Origin of the sequence: Lysinibacillus sp. NPDC096418, assembly GCF_044762775.1 — a bacterium.
Lineage (GTDB): Bacteria > Bacillota > Bacilli > Bacillales_A > Planococcaceae > Lysinibacillus.
The window spans coordinates 46,647-65,272 of the sequence record NZ_JBIWEY010000027.1 but is presented as its reverse complement, the minus strand read 5'-3'; the positions used below and the strand labels follow the sequence as shown (position 1 = coordinate 65,272).

Sequence of the window (18,626 nt, the reverse complement as noted above, 5' to 3'; positions counted from 1 at the left end):
GCAGATTGTTCAATACGTTTGATGCCAATCATCTCTTCATCAAACCCATATTTCTTAAAGATTTGTCTCGGTGTGTTCCCTGTTAAATATTCATCTAATCTTGAAAGTCTAGTATATAAAAAATACCGGCAGTTAGCACACTCTTTTTCAAGTGTCCTAACTACAGGTACCATATTAAGCTGATAGCTAGATTCCTTTTTCTATTTTTCGATGAGTTCTTTTACTACATCTAAGCAATCATGAAAAGTTTCAAACGGTTTATAAGGGATTTGGAGCTCCTCACAGCGTCCAATTAAATGGTCCCGGGCAAGTACTAAATCGGCTTGTTTAGCTGCCTCAAAATCGGAAATAGAGTCACCGATGACGATTTTGAAGTGATTGTCTTGAGTGACTGCACGCATGACAGATGGTTTACAGCAACCACAGCCTTGTACTTCATATTTTGCACATTCTTCGTCGCAGGAGTTTGGATACAATAACTTAATTTGCTGTCCTGAAAAGTCTGCACGATTACAGTAAATACCTGCAAACGGTCCGAATTTTTCAATCATCGGTTCAATAAAGAAATCGACACCTCCGCTGATGATATAAAATGGAATGTCGTGTGAATGTGCATATTGAACGAATTCACCGAAGCCTTCACGTATAACGGCGGTATTTAGTAGGTATTGAATAACTTCTTCTTTTTGATGTGTAGATAGCAATTCGAACATTGCTGAGACACCGTCTTTGAAGCTGATTGTTTGCGCTATTATATCCTTTGCAATTTTCTCAGATTCCTCTGGTACAAAGTGCTCCATCAGTGAAACGATATTATCAGTAGCTGTAATGGTACCATCAAAATCACAGAAAATAATTGGTTTCATCTTGCTTCCTCCTTAAACAACAATTACGCCTCGGTGATATTGTACCTGCCGCTATGTTTTCGGTACATAAAACATCTGCCGCTGACGTTTCGCTTTCGCACAGAAAAACATTGCGTCCAGATTTTGAATTGTGCAAGCACAACTAACGCCTTTCAAAATCCGTGACATCCGCCGAAGGCTTTATCTTCATTCAGTCGATTTTTGAACAATCGTTGAAAAACAACTAAATCGCATTCTTTATATCATCAGTAGAGGTGGACGTTTTCTACTGAATGAAGATAAAAACGCCTACTTTTGGGTAGGCGTTTTTGATTTATTACGCAAATGCTACTTGTATTCCTTCTTCATCAGCTTTCGTTAAAATGATGTGATGTTCAGGGAACTGTGTATTCATGGCCACGACAAAATCATCAGCAATAGCAGATGGGATGATTGAAATAAGTGTTGGGCCTGCACCACTTAATGCCGTACCATATGCGCCTGCAGCTTTAGCAGCAGCATGGATTTCTGTATATTGTGGAATCAATTTTGAGCGGAAGGGCTCGTGGAAAAAATCAGATTCCATGTATCGACCAACGCGTACGAAGTCTTTTGCCATTAGAGAAGCAGCTAGCATATTAGCGTTAGCTGATGCACGTACCGCATAGGAACGGTCAAATGACTCTGGTAATACAGAGCGTGATTCACTCGTTTTAAGCTCTACGTCAGGTATGTAAACGACAAAAGATGCTTCGATGTCATTAATATGAAGTGTATCGACAACGCCATTCTCGTCCATTGAGGAGATTGTTAAGCCTCCTAAAACAGAAGCAGTTGCATTATCGGGATGTCCTTCGATTTGTGAAGATAAATTTAGTTTATCCTGAATCGTAAGCTTTAAATCGCAAACTTGATTTGCCAGTTCAATGCCCGCAACAATTGCAGCAGCACTACTACCTAAACCGCGTGCTAAAGGAAGCTCACTGGCCATCTCAACACGGCAAGCTGGAAGTTTCTTGCCGTACTGATCTGCAATTCTCTTAGCGATAACATATAGTAAATGGTCTTCGATTTCAAACTCACTAGGACCATTATTATCGAGATGAATGATTTCCCAAGTATCCTGTAGAGTAATGTCTAACTTTAAATAAAGAGACAAGCCAAGTCCAATAGAGTCAAAGCCAGGGCCTAAATTGGCTGTACTCCCAGGAACTGAGATTTGCCACTTTTTACTCATAGCACGCCCTCGATATAATTGCGAATCTCTTCTTCGTCATTTTTAAGAGAGACAAGGTCAACTGTAGAGACATTCATCGCAGTATCTGGATCTTTTAATCCGTTACCAGTGAATATTGTTACGACTTTTGAACCTTTTGGGATTTTGCCGCTTTCTACTGATTTGATAACACCAGCTAGAGATGCAGCAGAACCAGGCTCTACGAAAATACCTTCAGTACCTGCGATTAACTTGTAAGCTGCTAAAATTTCTTCGTCAGTTACAGCGTCAATGATACCACCAGACTCATCACGAGCTGCCTCAGCTAATTTCCAACTTGCAGGGTTACCGATACGGATTGCTGTAGCTACTGTTTCAGGGTTTGGAATTGGTTCTCCTTTAACGATAGCGGCAGCCCCTTCTGCTTCAAACCCAAACATTTTTGGAAGACCTGAACCTTTAGCTTCGTTATATTCTTTGAAGCCTTTCCAGTAAGCAGTGATGTTACCTGCGTTACCCACTGGGATACAAAGATAGTCTGGAGCGGCACCTAAAGCATCTACAATTTCAAAAGATGCAGTTTTTTGCCCTTCGATACGGTAAGGGTTTACTGAGTTTACAAGTGCAACTGGAGTAGTCTCACTTACTTGACGGACGATATTTAATGCATCATCAAAGTTACCATCAATTTCAATAATTTTCGCACCGTACATTGTAGCTTGTGCTAATTTACCAAGTGCGACTTTACCTTTTGGAATAACGACGATTGATTGGATACCAGCGCGTGTTGCATAAGCTGCAGCAGCTGCTGAAGTATTCCCAGTAGATGCACAAATTACACATTTACTACCGTCTTCGATTGCTTTTGCAACTGCAAATACCATTCCACGGTCCTTGAAAGAACCAGTCGGATTTGCACCTTCAATTTTACCGTATAGCTCGATACCAAGCTTTTTCGATAGGTTTACTAAATGTATAAGAGGCGTATTGCCTTCGTTTAAAGTTAGAGCAGGTGTATTTTCTGTTACGGGCAAAAATTGTTTATATTCTTCGATAAGGCCTTTCCACATAACGTAACAATCTCCTTTTGTTCTTACGGGAAGAACAGTTGTTTTTATATAAGAGACATTTTAACGCAAATGGGTCTATGTTTTCAATAGTATTTCACAAATTGTCTGAACAATTTGGTTTTTGAATTTTTACTTGTCACCTAATTGAAACAACTGTATAGTGTAATTGAAATGTAAAGTCAAGTGTAAAGACAGGTGGTTTATATGACAACAAGTAAAGCAACACAGCCAGTATCTCGAAATAAGCTTTTAGGTGTAGCAGGTGTCGGTTGGCTTTTCGATGCGATGGATGTAGGGATTTTATCATTTGTCATAGCAGCCCTAGCCATCGATTGGGATTTAACAAAGACTGAAATGGGTTGGATCGGAAGCATCAACTCGATAGGCATGGCAGTAGGTGCACTCGTATTCGGTGTTTTAGCAGATAAAGTAGGACGTAAACAAATATTTATGTGGACACTCGTCTTGTTCTCAGTGGCAAGTGGCTTGTCTGCCTTTACGACAACATTAGTAGCATTTATGCTGCTACGCTTTCTAGTAGGGATGGGGCTAGGAGGAGAATTGCCTGTAGCGTCGACACTTGTTTCTGAGAGCGTAGAAGCGAAGGAGCGAGGGAGAGTTGTTGTATTACTGGAAAGCTTTTGGGCAGCAGGTTGGTTAGTGGCTGCACTGATTTCATATTTTGTAATTCCCGCGTTCGATCAATCAATGGGATGGAGGGTAGCATTATTACTAACGGCTCTACCAGCAGTGTATGCTATTTATATACGTTGGCATCTACCTGATTCACCACAATTTACGGTAAAGGTGGAATCGAAAAAACGTAGCATCTTCCAAAACATCGGTGACGTCTGGTCAAAAAAGTATGCGCGTTCAACACTGATGCTATGGATACTTTGGTTTACAGTAGTATTTTCATACTATGGTATGTTTTTATGGCTACCAAGTGTCATGGTTGGTAAAGGCTTTGACATGATTACAAGTTTTAAATATGTATTGATTATGACACTGGCACAGCTACCAGGCTATTTCACGGCAGCGTGGTTCATTGAAAAATTCGGACGTAAATTTGTACTTATTTCCTATTTAATTGGAACTGCTGTAAGTGCTTTCATTTTTGGGAGTGCAGAAACAATGGAAATATTATTAGTTTCCGGTATGTTTTTATCATTCTTTAATTTAGGGGCATGGGGTGCATTATATGCCTATACACCAGAGCAGTATCCAGCGAACATTCGAGGAACTGGTGCTGGTATGGCGGCTGCAGTTGGTCGAGTTGGTGGCATATTCGGTCCGTTATTAGTGGGTTCTTTGTTAACAGCTGGCTATGAAATTGGTTTTATTTTTGCGATTTTCTGCGGAGCAATAATAATCGGTGTAATTGGCGTGATTTTCTTAGGAAAAGAGACAAAGCAAATGGAATTAGAATAAAGAAAATGCCTTGGTAGCACTTGTGTTCCAAGGTATTTTTTATCCTTATTTTCGCTTAAATAATACATAAAAATAAGAGGTTGTTAATTATTATACATTTTTATCTAAACTTTGATAAAATGACTAAAGACTAAATAAATCCTTATTTATGATTATGATAATAAAGATGTAATTGTTGACTGAAATTATAGCGAATTTATGTCATTTTATTACGGACTATTACGTTAGCAATTTAAAGCGCTAAAGATTTTTCAGAAAAGTCATTGTATTCAGATTGCAATCGTGATACTGTATTTTTAACCGAATTTAGAACCAGTAGTAAACAATCTCCATTTGTGATAATTTCTTTGGAAGAAAGGTTGTTAGGAATGAGTATCAATGAAGATATAAAAAGGAAATATGTAAGACTTTCGAAGGGCCAACGTAAGGTTGCACAATTTGTAACAGATAACCCGACAGTTGTCATTGCAAATGGCGCTGCAGAGGTGGGTAGACAGGCTAATGTTAGTGAATCTACGGTCATTCGTTTTTGTTATGCCATGGATTTATCGGGTTATGTAGAGCTTCAAGAAGAAATACGAAGCTATTTAATGACCCGAAATGAAGGAATAGACACACAATCAACGAATTCAGCAGGGAAACAAAATGTGCTAAATTACGGTAAGATCATGCAACGTGATATACAAAACATTCAAGATACAATTCGCCTTATTAATGATAATACATTCCAGAAAAGTGCAAAATGGATACATGAAGCTGATACAATTTACATATTAGGCGCTCGTCAAACCGCTTCTGTAGCAAGCTGGTTATCCTATACAATGAAAACGCTACGTCCAAATGTAAAGCAAATACGCACGGATTCGGATGATTTTGTTCAGCAAATTAATAGCATGGGGGAACATACAGCTTTGGTCGTATTTTCATTTGACAAACATGCCAATGATATGAAGACAATTGTAGAAATTGCTAAGATGAAAAAAGTGAAGATTATAGCAATTACTGATACAGCATTGTCTCCATTAAGAGAGTATACAAGTGCAATATTTGCACTCGGCATGAAAAACCAGTCTTCGCTTGATATCATTCCGGTTCTGTTCTCATTTATGCATGCATTGGTGGAAGAAATGATCAGTCACAATAAAGTAGGATATGATAAGTACTTGCAGTCGTTCGAACAAGTAGAAAATAATCTACTATTCCTAGATGTCGCTAGGGAAAAGCAAGTGTTACGATAATCATAAAATTAAACACGTAGATAGGCTTGCCATGCTTGTTTGCGTGTTTTTAAATGCAAAAAAGACCATATAGTTATGGTCTATAAAAATTATTTCTGCACAATCTTCCCCATGACACATTCGTCAATTAATGTGTCATTTAGTAAAATCGACTGTAATCGTTTACCTTCATGCTGAAATCCTATCTTTTTAAAAAACTGCAAAGCACTATCATTATGTGCCATTACAGATAACTCTAATTTGGTGATGGCTCTTTGTTTTGACCAACTTTCAACTTCTTCCATAAGGGTTTTGCCGATTCCTTGACGGTGATACATTTCTTTTACCGCTAAGTGAACATTTGCAACATGTTTTGCTTTCGAATGTTTGTAGCCATGAATAACGGCATATCCAGCAAATGCTCCATTTAAAATACAAATTAGTATTGTGCGGTTTTTTAACTTTTTCCAGCTTATTAAATCTTTACGAAGCTGTTGCACAGTAAGCTCTAATTCGTTAGGTGCGTTGTACATATATTCTGTTTCATGAAAGATCTCTTCTTGTAAAGTAATAAACGCCTTTGCATCAGATGCTTCTATTGTACGAATTATATAAGCATTAGAGTTTTCATTATTTTCAGGAACTTGGCTTGTAGAGGATCTAGTATAGTTACGACTGAAAGTGACACTTGTGCCAAGTTTGACATCAACTACGTAGAAGCCTGAATCTGTCCAAGATAAGTAGTGAGATAGAGGTGGTTTTGTTTTTTTCCACCAACTCGAATTTAAGTAGGCAGCGTTTGGTAAGGATTGCCCTATAATGTTTTCTAGTGCGCTGAAGGATAACGTTATTTCATTTTGCGTTGTAACTTGAAAGAAATTTGCTAATGGAATATATTTCTTTTCCATATTTTTTGTCATTATAATCCTCATTTCTCTTATTTCCTAAAAATATAGACTAAATGATAATATCATAAAATTATGTATACTTGAATATTTAAACACATCTATGTATCTATTGGTAGTAGAAGTATGTATTTAAATTTTAAAGATAACATACAACATGAAGCCCTTTTATTCTTTTAAAGTTCCAAATTTGTTGAATCGAAATTAGTAATAATGATTCGTCGTTTAACAATTTATTCTGACATGCTCTTTCGTAAGGTGTGGTAAAATAAAAACGAAAATGTAATTGCCATTTAGGAGGAATAATACTAATGAATAAAGTTTTAGTTTTCGGACATAAAAATCCAGATACAGATACGATTACATCTGCAATTGTCTATGCGTATTTAAAACAACAACTTGGTGTAGAAGCAGAAGCGGTACGTCTTGGTGAAGTAAACAACGAAACAAAATTTGCACTCGAAAAATTCGGCTTTGAAGCACCACGTTTAATCGGCTCAGTAGTTGGAGAAGTAGCACAAGTGATTCTTGTGGATCATAACGAGTTCCAACAATCAGCTGACGGTATAGAGGAAGTTCAAATTACAGAAGTAATCGACCACCACCGTGTAGCGAACTTCCAAACTTCGGATCCATTGTATTACCGTGCTGAACCAGTGGGATGTACAGCTACAATTTTAAATAAAATTTTCAAAGAAAACGGCATAGCAGTGCCAGCAAACATTGCAGGCTTAATGCTTTCTGCAATCGTGTCAGATACATTATTATTTAAATCACCAACTTGCACCGAGCAAGATGTAAAAGCAGGTGAAGAGCTTGCTGAGATCGCTGGTGTAGATACTGCTGAGTACGGTTTAGCAATGCTTAAAGCGGGTGCTGACCTTTCAGATAAGTCATTAGAAGATCTTTTATCTTTAGATGCAAAAGAGTTCCAATTTGGTGAATATAAATCAGTAGTTGCTCAAGTAAACGCTGTGGATGTTAATGACGTACTTGGTCGTCAAGAAGAACTAGAAAATCTTTTAAACAAAAGTGTTGCTGAAAATGGCTTAGATTTATTCTTCTTCGTTGTAACAGATATTTTAAACAATGATTCAACGGCAGTAGCAATTGGACAAGTTGCAGATGCATCAGCAAAAGCATTTGGTGCTGAAATTGTAAATGGACGTATTGTACTACCAGGTGTTGTATCTCGTAAAAAACAAATCGTACCAGTATTAACTGATGCCTTAAAATAAAAAAAATCCGAATGCTCCTAGGAGTCTTCGGATTTTTTATTGTTTTGTTGAATATAAAATGTAAGTTTATGATTCCTCGAGCTTCAATGGGTAGACAGCAGGACCTTCGATGACTTCTCCTTTAGCATTGAAGCGAGAGCCGTGACACGGACAATCCCATGTTTTATCAGCTTTATTCCATTTTGTTTTGCAGCCCAAATGTGTACATTTTGGTGCTTTTTTATGCTTTATATAGCCGGTCACTAATTCCTTCGATACAAAACCACCGACCTTAAGCATTTGCATAAATGAGGCACCGAATTTAGTATGTGAAGGTGAATAAAGTGCCTCTGCTCCAGCATCTACTTTTTTTCCTGTAATAAGTGAACAGAGCAAATCTCCCGCAACAAATGAGTTTGAAATGCCCCATTTTCGATAGCCTGTTGCCATAAAGACGTTTGGAACAGATTTTGAAATGTTTCCAACGTACGGAAGCATGTCGGGCGTTTCAACATCTTGAGCAGACCATTCATAGAGTGGAGGATGTTGGTCAAATTGTTCCTTTAAATCTTTCTGTAATGCAACATAAAAAGGCATTGTGTCTGTTAATTGCCCAGCAATATGATTGGCACCTGCTATTAGCAAGTAATTTTCGTCATTAATCGTCGTTGTACGAACAGATCTAGAAGGGAAGTCTACGGATAAATATTGAGCACGTAATGTATCGGTAATTTTACTAGCAACAATATAAGATCTACTATTTGAGAGTTTTAACAGCTGCAATCCTTTAATCGCTTCTATTGGGTAATGTGTACATAAGATTAGTCGTTTGTATTGGACACTCACGTCATTTTGCGTCTGCACTTCATCTTGATTAAGTAAGAGTTTTTGTACGCGTGTACTTGTGTAAAGTTTCGCACCTGCCGCTTGCGCTTTTTTTGCGAGTATATTGGCAACTTCAACAGGGTTAATTTGGGCTTGATGTGGCATGAGTAACGCTTTTTTTATAGTGAATGGCAGTTCAATATCGGTGGTCAGTTTTCCGTCTATTTTCAGGCCATTATATGCACTCCATTCATCTAATAAATCTGAATTTCCTAAATCTGTTTGGCTATAAAGTACAGAATCTACTTTACGAACAGCTGTCGGTGGTAGTAGATGCAAAGCTTTGTCAATGGCTTGCTGATTGAGTTGGTAGTAAAGTTGAACATCGCTAAGAGGTAGCTTTTCCATTAGTTTAGAGTAGATGATACCGTGCTGAGCGGTCAATTTTCCTGTTGAATGACCTGTAGTACCATGGCTAACATGCGAATTTGCCTCGAGTAGTACAACATCCACCCCGGCATTTGCTAGTGTATAGGCTGTATATAATCCAGATAGCCCCCCTCCAATAATACAAACGTCGCACTTGATTGATGTACTAAGGGTCGGTAAAGAAATTGAATCGGTAGTCGCAAGCCAAAGTGATTGTGTCATACATATGCCTCCACAGGTTTTTACTTTTAAGTATGGAAGACAATTTGAAAAATTATGCAAGTAAGCATATAAATTGCTTCATAATGGTGGGGGTCTATACAATGGGTGAAAGGGAGTGTGTTCATCTATGAAAATTGAAATTTGGTCAGATTACGTCTGTCCGTTTTGTTACATTGGTAAAAAACAATTAGAAAAAGCAATTCAAGATACGGGCTTTACAGGTCAAGTGGAGCTAGTCTATAAAAGCTATCAGTTAGATCCAAATACGCCAACTGATTCAAATAAGTCAGTTTATGAAGAGTTAGCTGGAAAATATGGAATGTCTATTGAGAAGGCAAAGGAAATGACATTAGGCGTAGCGGCACGTGCAAAAGAAGTCGGACTTGATTATAACTTTGAAGATTCAATGGTGGAAAACACATTAAAAGCACATCGTCTTGTAAAATGGGCAGAGAAACAAGGGGATGCATCGCCACTTGTAGAAGCATTATTACATGGCTATTTCATCGAGGCGAGTCGTATTGGACAGGATGAAGTATTACTAGCAATCGCCAAGCAAGTTGGCTTAAACCGAGAAGACGCAGCTAAAGTATTAGCGAGTGATGTTTATGCAGAAGAAGTAGAAGCGGATATTCAAGAAGGCTTACAACTTGGTGTTCGTGGCGTACCATTCTTCGTGATCAATCAAAAGTATGGAATTTCTGGTGCACAACCTCAAGAAGTGTTTGAAAACACGTTACTTCAAGTAGCAGAAGAAGAAGGTTTACAACCTGGATTAAAGATGCAAGGGTCGGCTACTACTAGCTATTGTACAGATGATCATTGTGAATTTTAAATCTTCTAAAGCCTCAAATCTACAATAAGATTTGGGGTTTTTTATTGCGCAAAAGTAATTACACAACGTAATTCGGTCAAAAGTCTGAGGTTACTTGCATTGACTTTTAGTTATTTTTTTCTTAAGATACTAATATATCTTGAATTCGAGATATCGAAAACTCGTAAACTAAGGGAGATTATATAAAATGAACGTATTAGTAGTAAAAGCAAACAACCGCCCAGATGGTATCTCAACAAAAATGTATGAAACTTTCATGGAAAACTTACAAGGTGTTAACGTAACAACTTTCGACGTATTCGCTGAAGATATGCCTTACTTCGGCCAAGATCTTTTCAACGCTTTTGGTAAATTACAAAACGGTGAAGAACTATCTGAAATCGAATCTCGCATCTTAGCTGCAAAACAAAAAGCAACTGACGCATTATCAGCTGCTGACGTAGTAGTATTTGCATTCCCACTTTGGAACTTAACAATTCCAGCTGCATTACAATCTTTCATTGACTATACTTATGCTGCAGGTTATTCATTCAAATATGATGAAAACGGCAACTTAGTAAGCTTAATGACTGACAAAAAATACATTGTACTTTCTGCTCGTGGTGGTATTTACTCAACTCCAGAAACAGCACCAATGGAAATGAGCGTAAACTATATCAACACTGTAATCGGTGGCGTTTATGGTATGCAAAAAATTGATGAAGTTATAATCGAAGGTCACAACGCTGCTCCAGATCAAGCGCAAGAAATTATCGCTGCTGGTTTAGAAAACGTGAAAAAGGCTGCGCAATCTTTACAAGCAGTAACTGCATAAGAATATTGTTTAAATAAAAGGTTCTTTAAAATTTAAGGACCTTTCATTTAAAAGCGGAGAGAGCGAAACTAATCGTAGCTCTCCTTTTTTTCGTTTAAATGTTTGGAAATGTGTCTCTTAGAATGTTGGTAGACCAAAAATATTTTCAGCCAGTTGACCATATTCTCGGGCACTCGACTTGTACGCGTTCGATTTGTGACTACTTTAGCAAGTACTGTTAATCCAGGTGAGCCGTTATGTTTGACCATTCTTTAAGCTTACTCAGGTCAATTGTATAATTTATAACAATGAAAAAAGCTAACTATAAAAAATAGTTAGCAGCAGATTTAAATAGGGTTTATTTCAAGATCGACGTTGATATCGATTTCATCACTTATTAATACACCACCAGTTTCAAGTAATGTATTGTAAACTAATTTAAAGGCACGTCGATCAATTTGTGTTTCTGCTTGGAATCCATGCACCTCTTGTCCCCAGGTGTTAATGGCGCTACCAGTGTATGTAGTATTAAAAACAACAGGCTTTGTGGTATCCTTAATCGTTAAATCGCCATGTAAAGCGAATAAGTTATCTTTAATTTTTTCAATCTTAGTTGAGGCGAACGAAATTTTAGGATAAAGATCGGCATCAAAAAAATCTGGTGATACGAGATGTACATCGCGATCAAAGTTTTTCGTTGAGATACTTGCTACAGCAATTGAAAACGAAATTTGTGCATCTAACATGTCTTCAATATTTGTTACAGCTAATGTAGCGCTATATGACTCAAATGTCCCGTAAATTCGTGATACCATCATATGTCGTACCGAAAAACCAATCGTTGAGTGACTAAAATCAATCGCATATTTCTTCATCGAATCCCCCCTAAAACATTATCTTACACGAATCATAAATTAAATAATTCACTGATTCAATGAGTTTTAATGAAAGAAATGAATTATACGGTGAATTAGAGTTAAATTTGTGAATTTTTGTAATTATTATTAAAAAAAGGTGCTTGGAAAATGATTTCATTAATGTTGAGGTCAATATTAATGAAGCGACGAAATTTAATTGAGCATTAATGAGAAATCGTATTACTTTTGAAGTTTGTCATAATAATAAAGCTCAGTGCATCTATATAAAAGTAAGTCGTTTTTTTACTTATTATTTTGAAAAAAAATTTGTCTAACATTGCATCTGAAAAAATTTTCACAGACGATTATTTAAAGCTACAATACGCCAGAAGTAGCCTGCTTATCCATTCAGTAGTGGAAGAATAGGTTCGATTTCTTCTGGCTATAATAGTAGAATGCAGTTTGAATTACTAGGATTAGAAATTAAACGTATGCAGGGGATGGTTGAAAGTCTTCGAGTATATAAAATGTGATAATTTCTGAGGACATTTAAAGAGTCACTAGAATTTTAATTACTTTTAATAATTAGGTATAAAAAAGTAAATAAGTTACTATAAATTTACTTTCACCATAGAAATCGTTACAATAGAATACATAAGAGGTGAAATATATGAATGAGACAGGTTTATGTCCTCGTCTAGCAAAAGCAATGGATTTGATAGGTAAACGCTGGACTGGGCTAATATTATATCAGTTATTAGACGGTCCACAACGTTTTAATGAAATCGAATCTTCACTACCAGTAAGCGGACGTTTATTATCAGAGCGTCTAAAAGAGCTCGAAAAGGAAGGGATCGTTGAACGCAAAGTTTATACTGAAGTACCAGTGCGTGTAGAATATTCTTTAACCGACAAAGGGCAATCGCTGGAAGGTGCCATTCGCAATATTGAATCCTGGGCTGCAGATTGGTTATAAAACCCACTTCATTTTACTTGTCAAAATGATGTTCTAAATCCATACTAGTGTAGAGTAAAAAGGACTTTAGAAAGGAATTAGCTCTATGACAAAAGAACAATGGGCTGCGGATTTAGCGAGAAGCATTAATCCAGCCAACATCAAGTTAGATGAATCGTTACAAATATATACAATGACAAAATTGGGTGGTAAGGCAGATTTATTTATCTTACCTGAAACTGAGCAGGAAGCGGCAGCGGTTATTCGCTACGCATATACAAATAATATTCCATTATTAATGTTAGGTAATGGTTCCAATATGGTGGTACGTGATGGCGGTTTACGCGGCATCGTAGTGACATTTACACATTTAGATGAAATTCGTATAAACGGAGATCACGTTTATGCACAAAGTGGTGCACTTATTAAAGATGTATCTAAATTAGCAGCAGAAGCATCTTTAACAGGGTTTGAATTTGCATGTGGTATACCTGGTTCAATTGGCGGTGCGATGGCGATGAACGCTGGCGCTTACGGCGGAGAAATTAAGGATATTATCATTTCTTCTAAAGTAATAACAAAAGAAGGAGAAATCCTAACGCTAACAAAAGAAGAGCTTGAGCTTGGTTACCGTCAAAGTATTATCGCTAAAAAGGGTTATTACGTATTATCTTCCGAATTCCAATTAGCAAAAGGTGTGAAAGAAGAAATTGATGCAAAAATTGCTGATTTAACGTATCAACGAGAATCGAAACAACCGCTAGAATATCCATCGGCAGGCAGTGTATTTAAACGTCCACCGGGTCATTTTGCTGGTAAGCTCATTCAAGATAGTGGCTTGCAAGGGCAAGGTGTCGGTGATGCAGAGGTATCAACCAAGCATGCGGGCTTTATCATTAATAAAGGAAATGCCACTGCAACTGACTATATCGAAACAATTCGTATGGTACAGCGAGTAGTAAAAGAAAAATTCGGCGTCGATTTAGAAACTGAAGTGAAAATCGTCGGTGATGAATTAAACGAATAGAGAATTTTGAGCGCTCTTCGCTAGCTGCGAGGGGCGCTTTTTAGGAGTGTAGGATAATGAAGTTTATCTCATGGAATGTTAATGGAATTCGTGCTTGCTTAAAAAAAGGGTTTCTGGATTTTTTTCATGACATTGATGCAGATTTTTTCTGCATTCAAGAGTCAAAATGTCAGGCTGGACAAGTTGAGCTAGAACTGGAGGGGTACGAGCAGTATTGGAATTATGCAGAGAAGAAGGGGTATTCTGGGACAGCGATTTTTACGAAACATACACCTCTATCTGTACACTACGGCGTAGGTGAAGATGAATCGCAGGAAGAAGGACGAATTATTACGCTTGAATATGCGGACTTCTATTTAGTCAATGTTTATACGCCAAATGCCCAGCGTGATTTAGCGAGGCTGCCGCTTAGATTAGCATGGGAAGATCGTTTAGCGCTTTATTTAAAGGAGCTAGATGCGAAGAAACCTGTTATTTACTGTGGCGATTTAAATGTTGCACATATGGAAATAGATCTAAAAAATGCAAAATCTAATATTGGTAATTCAGGATTTACATATGAAGAACGCGCTAAAATGACGGAGCTATTGGCAGTTGGTTTTGTAGATTCCTTCCGTTACAAGCATCCAGATGAAACAGATCATTTCACTTGGTGGTCGTACATGAATAAAGTGAGAGAGCGTAATATCGGCTGGCGCATCGATTATTTCATTGTATCGGAGCGTATTAAGGAGCGAATCACGACAGCAACAATTCATCCACATATAATGGGGAGCGATCATTGCCCGATTGAATTACAGTTGTCGTAACGGATAAAAAAATAGTGATACTTAGGCGAGAATTGCTCGCGTAAGTATCGCTATATAACATTATAGTGCCTCTCGGATGACCTTTTTATAATATAAAACAGACAACACACCAAAAATAGAGTACAAGCATGTGTAAACAGCCATAACGATGAACATGGGTGCCCAAACTTCAGTACCAAAGAGGAACCAACCAGATTGAACAGCAAAGTAGCTATGTGAAAGGCCAACAACTAGTGGAATACCAAAATTGAAAAGTTGTTTAATCTTGATCCCTTGTAGTAAATCACTTTGTGTGTAGCCAAGCTTTCTTAAAATCGTATAGCTATCTTTCTCATCTTCACATTCATCCATTTGTTTAAAGTATAGAATACAACCAGAAGTGATAAGGAATGCTAGACCTAGAAAGCCAACAATGAACATTGTCAGTCCCATCATTGATTTTTGGTTTGAAATGGAGATGAGTTGAGAAGCTGACAATCGATTTTCATGTAACCCAAGCTGGATGAAAACATCGTTCGCTTGCTCCATTTGTTCTTTGCTATTTACATCAATGCCGATGTAAGTTGACAAATCTTTTTGAATAGATGGATCGAGATCCTTTTTTAATGCTTCAAAAACTCGGTCTTTAACAATGGCAGTCGGGATTCCTCCAGCGGTAAACTGCCATGAAAGAATAGGCTTCTTGTCTAATCCGATAAAGTACTGTTCATATTTGAGTGTGGAACCTAATAATTCAATCTTCCCGGAATCTTTCATGGGCATAAATTTTTGTATGATGTCACTAGCACCTGAAAATAATACCTCGCCATCCGCAAGGTTCGTGCCTTCCACATCCTTCTCGCTAACAATAGGCAATAATGCACTTTCGGATTCAACCATCTCTGGCAATGCAACATCTTCTAAAATGTTTGAGATATTGGCTTTGATTAGCACGACATCAATATTTTTTTGACTATAGGCAATATTCTTTTCAGCTAATGCCTTTGTAAATGTTTCTACTTCCTGCTCATTACCAAAGGTGAAATGATTCGGTACGGTGCTTTCCGCCATTTTTTCAGCGGAATAGTAAGAAATGTAACTCAGTGACAATAACCCAATTGCGAGTGCTGACACCGTAGTGATAATCGTCAATAATAGAGCATTGGACTTCATACGGAACATAATAGACGATAGTGATAATACTTCTTTAATGTTTAAGTAGCCGCCTTTTTTCTTACGAATGATATTTGCGACGAAGCGTACAGACCCTTTATAAAATAAATACGTACCGATAATGACTGCCGCGAGAATAAAGATCATAGCCCCGAATAATTCGTTTATTGTGACAAAATCACCACTAAATAATTGTTGCGAGACATAGTAACCTGATACAATTAATGTGATGCCTAATACCCCGATAAGTATTTCTGAAATTGAGATTCTTTTCACTCTTTCTTCCGTTTTTGAAACAGCTTTAAATAACGAAAGAATGCTTTGGCTTTTTATAAAGATATAGTTCGTCAGTAAAATGAGTACATAGATAATACTAAAAACAATGAGTGTCTGAATCAATGCTTTAGATGAAAAGTGAAGCTCCGAAATACTGGCTACTCCCGTTAATTTAAACAATATCATCAAGAAAAATTTTGAAACGGCAAAGCCTACAAACGTTCCGATGAATAATGAACTGAAGTAAAGAATAAAGTTTTCGACGCTTAAAATGCGGAAAATTTGGTTTTTTGTCATCCCAATCAGCTGGAACAATCCAATTTCCTTACTACGGCGTTTAATGAATATTTTATTTGCGAATAGAAGGAAAATACCTACAATTGCTACAAGTAAGACAGAGGCTGTTTTAAACGCAGCAGCTCCCTTAACAGATCCCTTGGCTGCATCCATCGATGGATCATATTGTAATGTTACAAAAGCAAAGTACAATGCCGCACTAAATACTAATGCAAAAACGTACAAATAGTAGTTTTTAAAGTTCTTTTTCAGATTTCTGAAGATGAGTTGATTAATGCTCATGATGCACCCCGCTCAATACTTCTTGCGTTTTCATGATGCCTTGGAAGAAAGTTTGTCGCTCCTCCTGACCTTTGTTCAGTTGCGTATAAATTTGTCCGTCTTTTATGAAAATTACACGACTACAATAACTCGCTGCCACTGGATCATGAGTGACCATGACAATGGTAGATTCTCGACGCGCGTTTAGATCACTCAACTTATTTAATAAATCCGACGCGGCTTTCGAATCGAGTGCTCCAGTAGGCTCATCTGCAAAAATGATGCTAGGCTCATGAATGAATGCTCTTGCGGCAGAAGTACGCTGCTTTTGCCCCCCTGAAATTTCATTTGGGTATTTGTCCTTTAATTCATGAATACCTAGCTCTTTCGCTAAAGTTTGAAACTTATGATCTGCTACTTTTTTCGGAACCTTTTGGATCGACAGTGGTAGTAAAATGTTCTCTTTCACTGTTAACGTGTCTAGCAAATTGTAATCTTGGAAGATGAATCCTAATTGCTGCTTGCGAAACGTTGCTAGCTGCTTTTCCTTCATGCTCGTCATTTCAGTCTCATTAATATGAATGGTACCCATGCTGACTTTATCAATAGAAGAAAGCACATTGAGTAAAGTCGTTTTACCTGAGCCAGATGCTCCCATAATGCCAACAAACTCACCTTTTTCGATACTTAGGTCGATTCCTTTTAACACCTCTTGCTTATTGAATTTGTTGCCGTAGCTTTTGTGAATTTTGGTCGCTTTTAAAATCGTCATGTTAATCACTCCTTGATATTTGATAACGCTAATAAATGTTAAGTTCTAGTTCATTATAAAAGGGGGTGGTGTAATTTTCCTTCGATTCACCGAACAAAACCGTAAAATCATGTGACATTCTTGTCACTCCTTGTATGCATAATAAAACGCTGAACATTGACGTTCAGCGTTTTTTATACATGCAATACTAGAAGATAACCTCGAGAAACTACGGGTTGCTTATATCACAAAATCATTTCGTTTAGGAAAGGTGAGTGTAAAGTTGGTTCCTTTCCCCAGTTGTGATTGGACTGTAATCTGAATGAGCAAAGACTGTGCCACATTCTTTGTTAAATAGAGACCCATTCCAGTAGCAGCATTGTCATGGTGTACGGTCGTAGAAGTAAATCCTTTGTCAAAAATACGTGGTAAATCCTTGGCATCAATTCCGCGTCCTGAATCTTCTATAACAAGAATCACTTGTTCATCTTGTTTCTCGCTTCGGACGTGTATATCGGATGCATCGCTATATTTCACGGCATTAGTTAGTAGCTGGCGTAAGATAAAGGCAAGCCATTTCGCATCGCTCACCACAGTTGCGACAGCTAAGTCGATATCAAAGCCAATCCCTTTTTGAATGCACCATGATTGTAGTGTTTTAATTTCTTGAAAAAGAATGTCCTCTAAATCCATTTCTTCGATATATATATCATTCTCCATGAATGGAATCCGTCTTTGATGGAGCTGTTGATCGAGAAGTAGGTGTATACGTAGCCATTCATAAGTCATAAGTACTTTGAGTTCCTCGTCTTTCATTCGCTCGAGCATTAAATGCATAGCAGTCAATGGCGTTTTCACTTCATGAATCCAAGCTAACAACTCATCCTTTTCCTGCTCGAGCAATAGGCGATTATATGTGGCTTGTTGCTTCAACTTCTCGGTTTGAGTAGTCATGCTTTGCTCTACAATGTGTTCAAACGGACTATTAGGTATTGGCAAACTATTCAAATCCAAGTCGTTGCTACGTTTATCTAAGCTTCTATAGAATTTGGTTTCTTTGCTAAAACGGACAGTCAAAAAGATTACAAAAACGAGCAGTGACAAAAACACAATATAGAACATTGACTCTAACGGGATGGTCGTGTCGACAAAAGATATAGAGAGAACAAGTAATTGAAGAAACAAAAATAATAGGATCCAGCTAATACGTTCTAGTAAGAATTTTCTAACCATCGC

General features: G+C 37.5%; 17 protein-coding genes. 8 read left to right on the top strand and 9 right to left on the bottom strand.

Going from position 1 to position 18,626, the window contains the following annotated elements; translation table 11 throughout:
- Window positions 1-200 precede the first annotated feature (200 nt).
- The 3 genes from ACIQZG_RS17775 to thrC all read right to left on the bottom strand — a co-directional run bounded on the left by ACIQZG_RS17775 (window position 201) and on the right by thrC (window position 3,131).
- Window positions 201-866: a 2-hydroxy-3-keto-5-methylthiopentenyl-1-phosphate phosphatase gene (locus ACIQZG_RS17775; RefSeq protein ID WP_402756802.1), complete on the bottom strand. Its 666-nt coding sequence runs from the start codon at window positions 864-866 to the stop codon at window positions 201-203.
- 316 nt (window positions 867-1,182) lie between these two features.
- A complete protein-coding gene (thrB, locus tag ACIQZG_RS17770) occupies window positions 1,183-2,082 on the bottom strand; it encodes a homoserine kinase (protein ID WP_402756801.1) in 900 nt (299 codons plus the stop codon).
- Window positions 2,079-3,131: a threonine synthase gene (gene thrC, locus ACIQZG_RS17765; protein WP_402756800.1), complete on the bottom strand. Its 1,053-nt coding sequence runs from the start codon at window positions 3,129-3,131 to the stop codon at window positions 2,079-2,081. The genes thrB and thrC overlap by 4 nt, the downstream gene beginning before the upstream one ends.
- A 204-nt stretch (window positions 3,132-3,335) precedes the next feature.
- Between thrC and ACIQZG_RS17760 the strand changes: the two genes are divergently transcribed.
- Together ACIQZG_RS17760 and ACIQZG_RS17755 are read left to right on the top strand one after the other, a co-directional pair.
- On the top strand, window positions 3,336-4,562 hold the full coding sequence (locus ACIQZG_RS17760) for an MFS transporter (RefSeq protein ID WP_402756799.1): 1,227 nt from the start codon (window positions 3,336-3,338) through the stop codon (window positions 4,560-4,562).
- Between the two features lie 368 nt (window positions 4,563-4,930).
- Window positions 4,931-5,800, top strand: a complete 870-nt coding sequence (locus ACIQZG_RS17755) for a MurR/RpiR family transcriptional regulator (protein WP_402756798.1) — start codon at window positions 4,931-4,933, stop codon at window positions 5,798-5,800.
- 89 nt (window positions 5,801-5,889) lie between these two features.
- Here the strand turns inward: ACIQZG_RS17755 and ACIQZG_RS17750 are convergent, their stop codons facing one another.
- Window positions 5,890-6,699: a GNAT family N-acetyltransferase gene (locus tag ACIQZG_RS17750; RefSeq protein WP_402756797.1), complete on the bottom strand. Its 810-nt coding sequence runs from the start codon at window positions 6,697-6,699 to the stop codon at window positions 5,890-5,892.
- Between the two features lie 296 nt (window positions 6,700-6,995).
- Here ACIQZG_RS17750 and ACIQZG_RS17745 point away from each other — a divergent pair, with 296 nt between their 5' ends.
- Window positions 6,996-7,922 carry a manganese-dependent inorganic pyrophosphatase gene (locus ACIQZG_RS17745; protein ID WP_402756796.1) on the top strand — a complete coding sequence of 309 codons (927 nt, stop codon included), beginning with the start codon at window positions 6,996-6,998 and terminating at the stop codon, window positions 7,920-7,922.
- Between the two features lie 66 nt (window positions 7,923-7,988).
- Here ACIQZG_RS17745 and ACIQZG_RS17740 read toward each other — a convergent pair whose 3' ends face one another.
- On the bottom strand, window positions 7,989-9,377 hold the full coding sequence (locus ACIQZG_RS17740) for an FAD-dependent oxidoreductase (protein ID WP_402756795.1): 1,389 nt from the start codon (window positions 9,375-9,377) through the stop codon (window positions 7,989-7,991).
- Window positions 9,378-9,504: 127 nt separating this feature from the next.
- On the opposite strand from ACIQZG_RS17740, the gene ACIQZG_RS17735 reads away from it, so the two are divergent.
- Window positions 9,505-10,212, top strand: a complete 708-nt coding sequence (locus tag ACIQZG_RS17735) for a DsbA family oxidoreductase (RefSeq protein ID WP_402756794.1) — start codon at window positions 9,505-9,507, stop codon at window positions 10,210-10,212.
- A gap of 187 nt (window positions 10,213-10,399) precedes the next feature.
- Entirely contained in the window at window positions 10,400-11,026 is a 627-nt protein-coding gene (locus ACIQZG_RS17730) for an FMN-dependent NADH-azoreductase (protein WP_402756793.1), read from the top strand.
- A gap of 326 nt (window positions 11,027-11,352) precedes the next feature.
- On the opposite strand, the gene ACIQZG_RS17725 is transcribed toward ACIQZG_RS17730, so the two are convergent.
- Entirely contained in the window at window positions 11,353-11,880 is a 528-nt protein-coding gene (locus ACIQZG_RS17725; RefSeq protein ID WP_402756792.1) for a YceI family protein, read from the bottom strand.
- Between the two features lie 652 nt (window positions 11,881-12,532).
- Here ACIQZG_RS17725 and ACIQZG_RS17720 point away from each other — a divergent pair.
- The 3 genes from ACIQZG_RS17720 to ACIQZG_RS17710 all read left to right on the top strand — a co-directional run bounded on the left by ACIQZG_RS17720 (window position 12,533) and on the right by ACIQZG_RS17710 (window position 14,653).
- A complete protein-coding gene (locus tag ACIQZG_RS17720) occupies window positions 12,533-12,838 on the top strand; it encodes a winged helix-turn-helix transcriptional regulator (protein WP_402756791.1) in 306 nt (101 codons plus the stop codon).
- An 85-nt stretch (window positions 12,839-12,923) separates the two neighbouring features.
- Window positions 12,924-13,844, top strand: coding sequence for a UDP-N-acetylmuramate dehydrogenase (murB, locus tag ACIQZG_RS17715; RefSeq protein ID WP_402756790.1), 921 nt, complete (start codon window positions 12,924-12,926; stop codon window positions 13,842-13,844).
- 56 nt (window positions 13,845-13,900) lie between these two features.
- Window positions 13,901-14,653 carry an exodeoxyribonuclease III gene (locus ACIQZG_RS17710; protein ID WP_402756789.1) on the top strand — a complete coding sequence of 251 codons (753 nt, stop codon included), beginning with the start codon at window positions 13,901-13,903 and terminating at the stop codon, window positions 14,651-14,653.
- A gap of 60 nt (window positions 14,654-14,713) precedes the next feature.
- Here the strand turns inward: ACIQZG_RS17710 and ACIQZG_RS17705 are convergent, their stop codons facing one another.
- The 3 genes from ACIQZG_RS17705 to ACIQZG_RS17695 all read right to left on the bottom strand — a co-directional run bounded on the left by ACIQZG_RS17705 (window position 14,714) and on the right by ACIQZG_RS17695 (window position 18,623).
- A complete protein-coding gene (locus ACIQZG_RS17705; RefSeq protein ID WP_402756788.1) occupies window positions 14,714-16,660 on the bottom strand; it encodes an FtsX-like permease family protein in 1,947 nt (648 codons plus the stop codon).
- On the bottom strand, window positions 16,650-17,411 hold the full coding sequence (locus ACIQZG_RS17700) for an ABC transporter ATP-binding protein (RefSeq protein ID WP_402756787.1): 762 nt from the start codon (window positions 17,409-17,411) through the stop codon (window positions 16,650-16,652). The genes ACIQZG_RS17705 and ACIQZG_RS17700 overlap by 11 nt, the downstream gene beginning before the upstream one ends.
- A gap of 219 nt (window positions 17,412-17,630) precedes the next feature.
- A complete protein-coding gene (locus ACIQZG_RS17695) occupies window positions 17,631-18,623 on the bottom strand; it encodes a sensor histidine kinase (protein ID WP_402756786.1) in 993 nt (330 codons plus the stop codon).
- Between the last annotated feature and the right edge of the window lie 3 nt (window positions 18,624-18,626).

Coding starts and splice junctions, on each gene's coding strand:
- ACIQZG_RS17735 (WP_402756794.1), top strand. CDS start 9,505: ATGAAAATTGAAATTTGGTCAGATTACGTCTGTCCGTTTTGTTACATT.
- ACIQZG_RS17700 (WP_402756787.1), bottom strand. CDS start 17,411: ATGACGATTTTAAAAGCGACCAAAATTCACAAAAGCTACGGCAACAAA.
- thrB (WP_402756801.1), bottom strand. CDS start 2,082: ATGAGTAAAAAGTGGCAAATCTCAGTTCCTGGGAGTACAGCCAATTTA.
- ACIQZG_RS17710 (WP_402756789.1), top strand. CDS start 13,901: ATGAAGTTTATCTCATGGAATGTTAATGGAATTCGTGCTTGCTTAAAA.
- ACIQZG_RS17695 (WP_402756786.1), bottom strand. CDS start 18,623: ATGGTTAGAAAATTCTTACTAGAACGTATTAGCTGGATCCTATTATTT.
- ACIQZG_RS17775 (WP_402756802.1), bottom strand. CDS start 866: ATGAAACCAATTATTTTCTGTGATTTTGATGGTACCATTACAGCTACT.
- ACIQZG_RS17745 (WP_402756796.1), top strand. CDS start 6,996: ATGAATAAAGTTTTAGTTTTCGGACATAAAAATCCAGATACAGATACG.
- ACIQZG_RS17755 (WP_402756798.1), top strand. CDS start 4,931: ATGAGTATCAATGAAGATATAAAAAGGAAATATGTAAGACTTTCGAAG.
- ACIQZG_RS17750 (WP_402756797.1), bottom strand. CDS start 6,699: ATGACAAAAAATATGGAAAAGAAATATATTCCATTAGCAAATTTCTTT.
- thrC (WP_402756800.1), bottom strand. CDS start 3,131: ATGTGGAAAGGCCTTATCGAAGAATATAAACAATTTTTGCCCGTAACA.
- ACIQZG_RS17720 (WP_402756791.1), top strand. CDS start 12,533: ATGAATGAGACAGGTTTATGTCCTCGTCTAGCAAAAGCAATGGATTTG.
- ACIQZG_RS17760 (WP_402756799.1), top strand. CDS start 3,336: ATGACAACAAGTAAAGCAACACAGCCAGTATCTCGAAATAAGCTTTTA.
- ACIQZG_RS17740 (WP_402756795.1), bottom strand. CDS start 9,377: ATGACACAATCACTTTGGCTTGCGACTACCGATTCAATTTCTTTACCG.
- murB (WP_402756790.1), top strand. CDS start 12,924: ATGACAAAAGAACAATGGGCTGCGGATTTAGCGAGAAGCATTAATCCA.
- ACIQZG_RS17705 (WP_402756788.1), bottom strand. CDS start 16,660: ATGAGCATTAATCAACTCATCTTCAGAAATCTGAAAAAGAACTTTAAA.
- ACIQZG_RS17730 (WP_402756793.1), top strand. CDS start 10,400: ATGAACGTATTAGTAGTAAAAGCAAACAACCGCCCAGATGGTATCTCA.
- ACIQZG_RS17725 (WP_402756792.1), bottom strand. CDS start 11,880: ATGAAGAAATATGCGATTGATTTTAGTCACTCAACGATTGGTTTTTCG.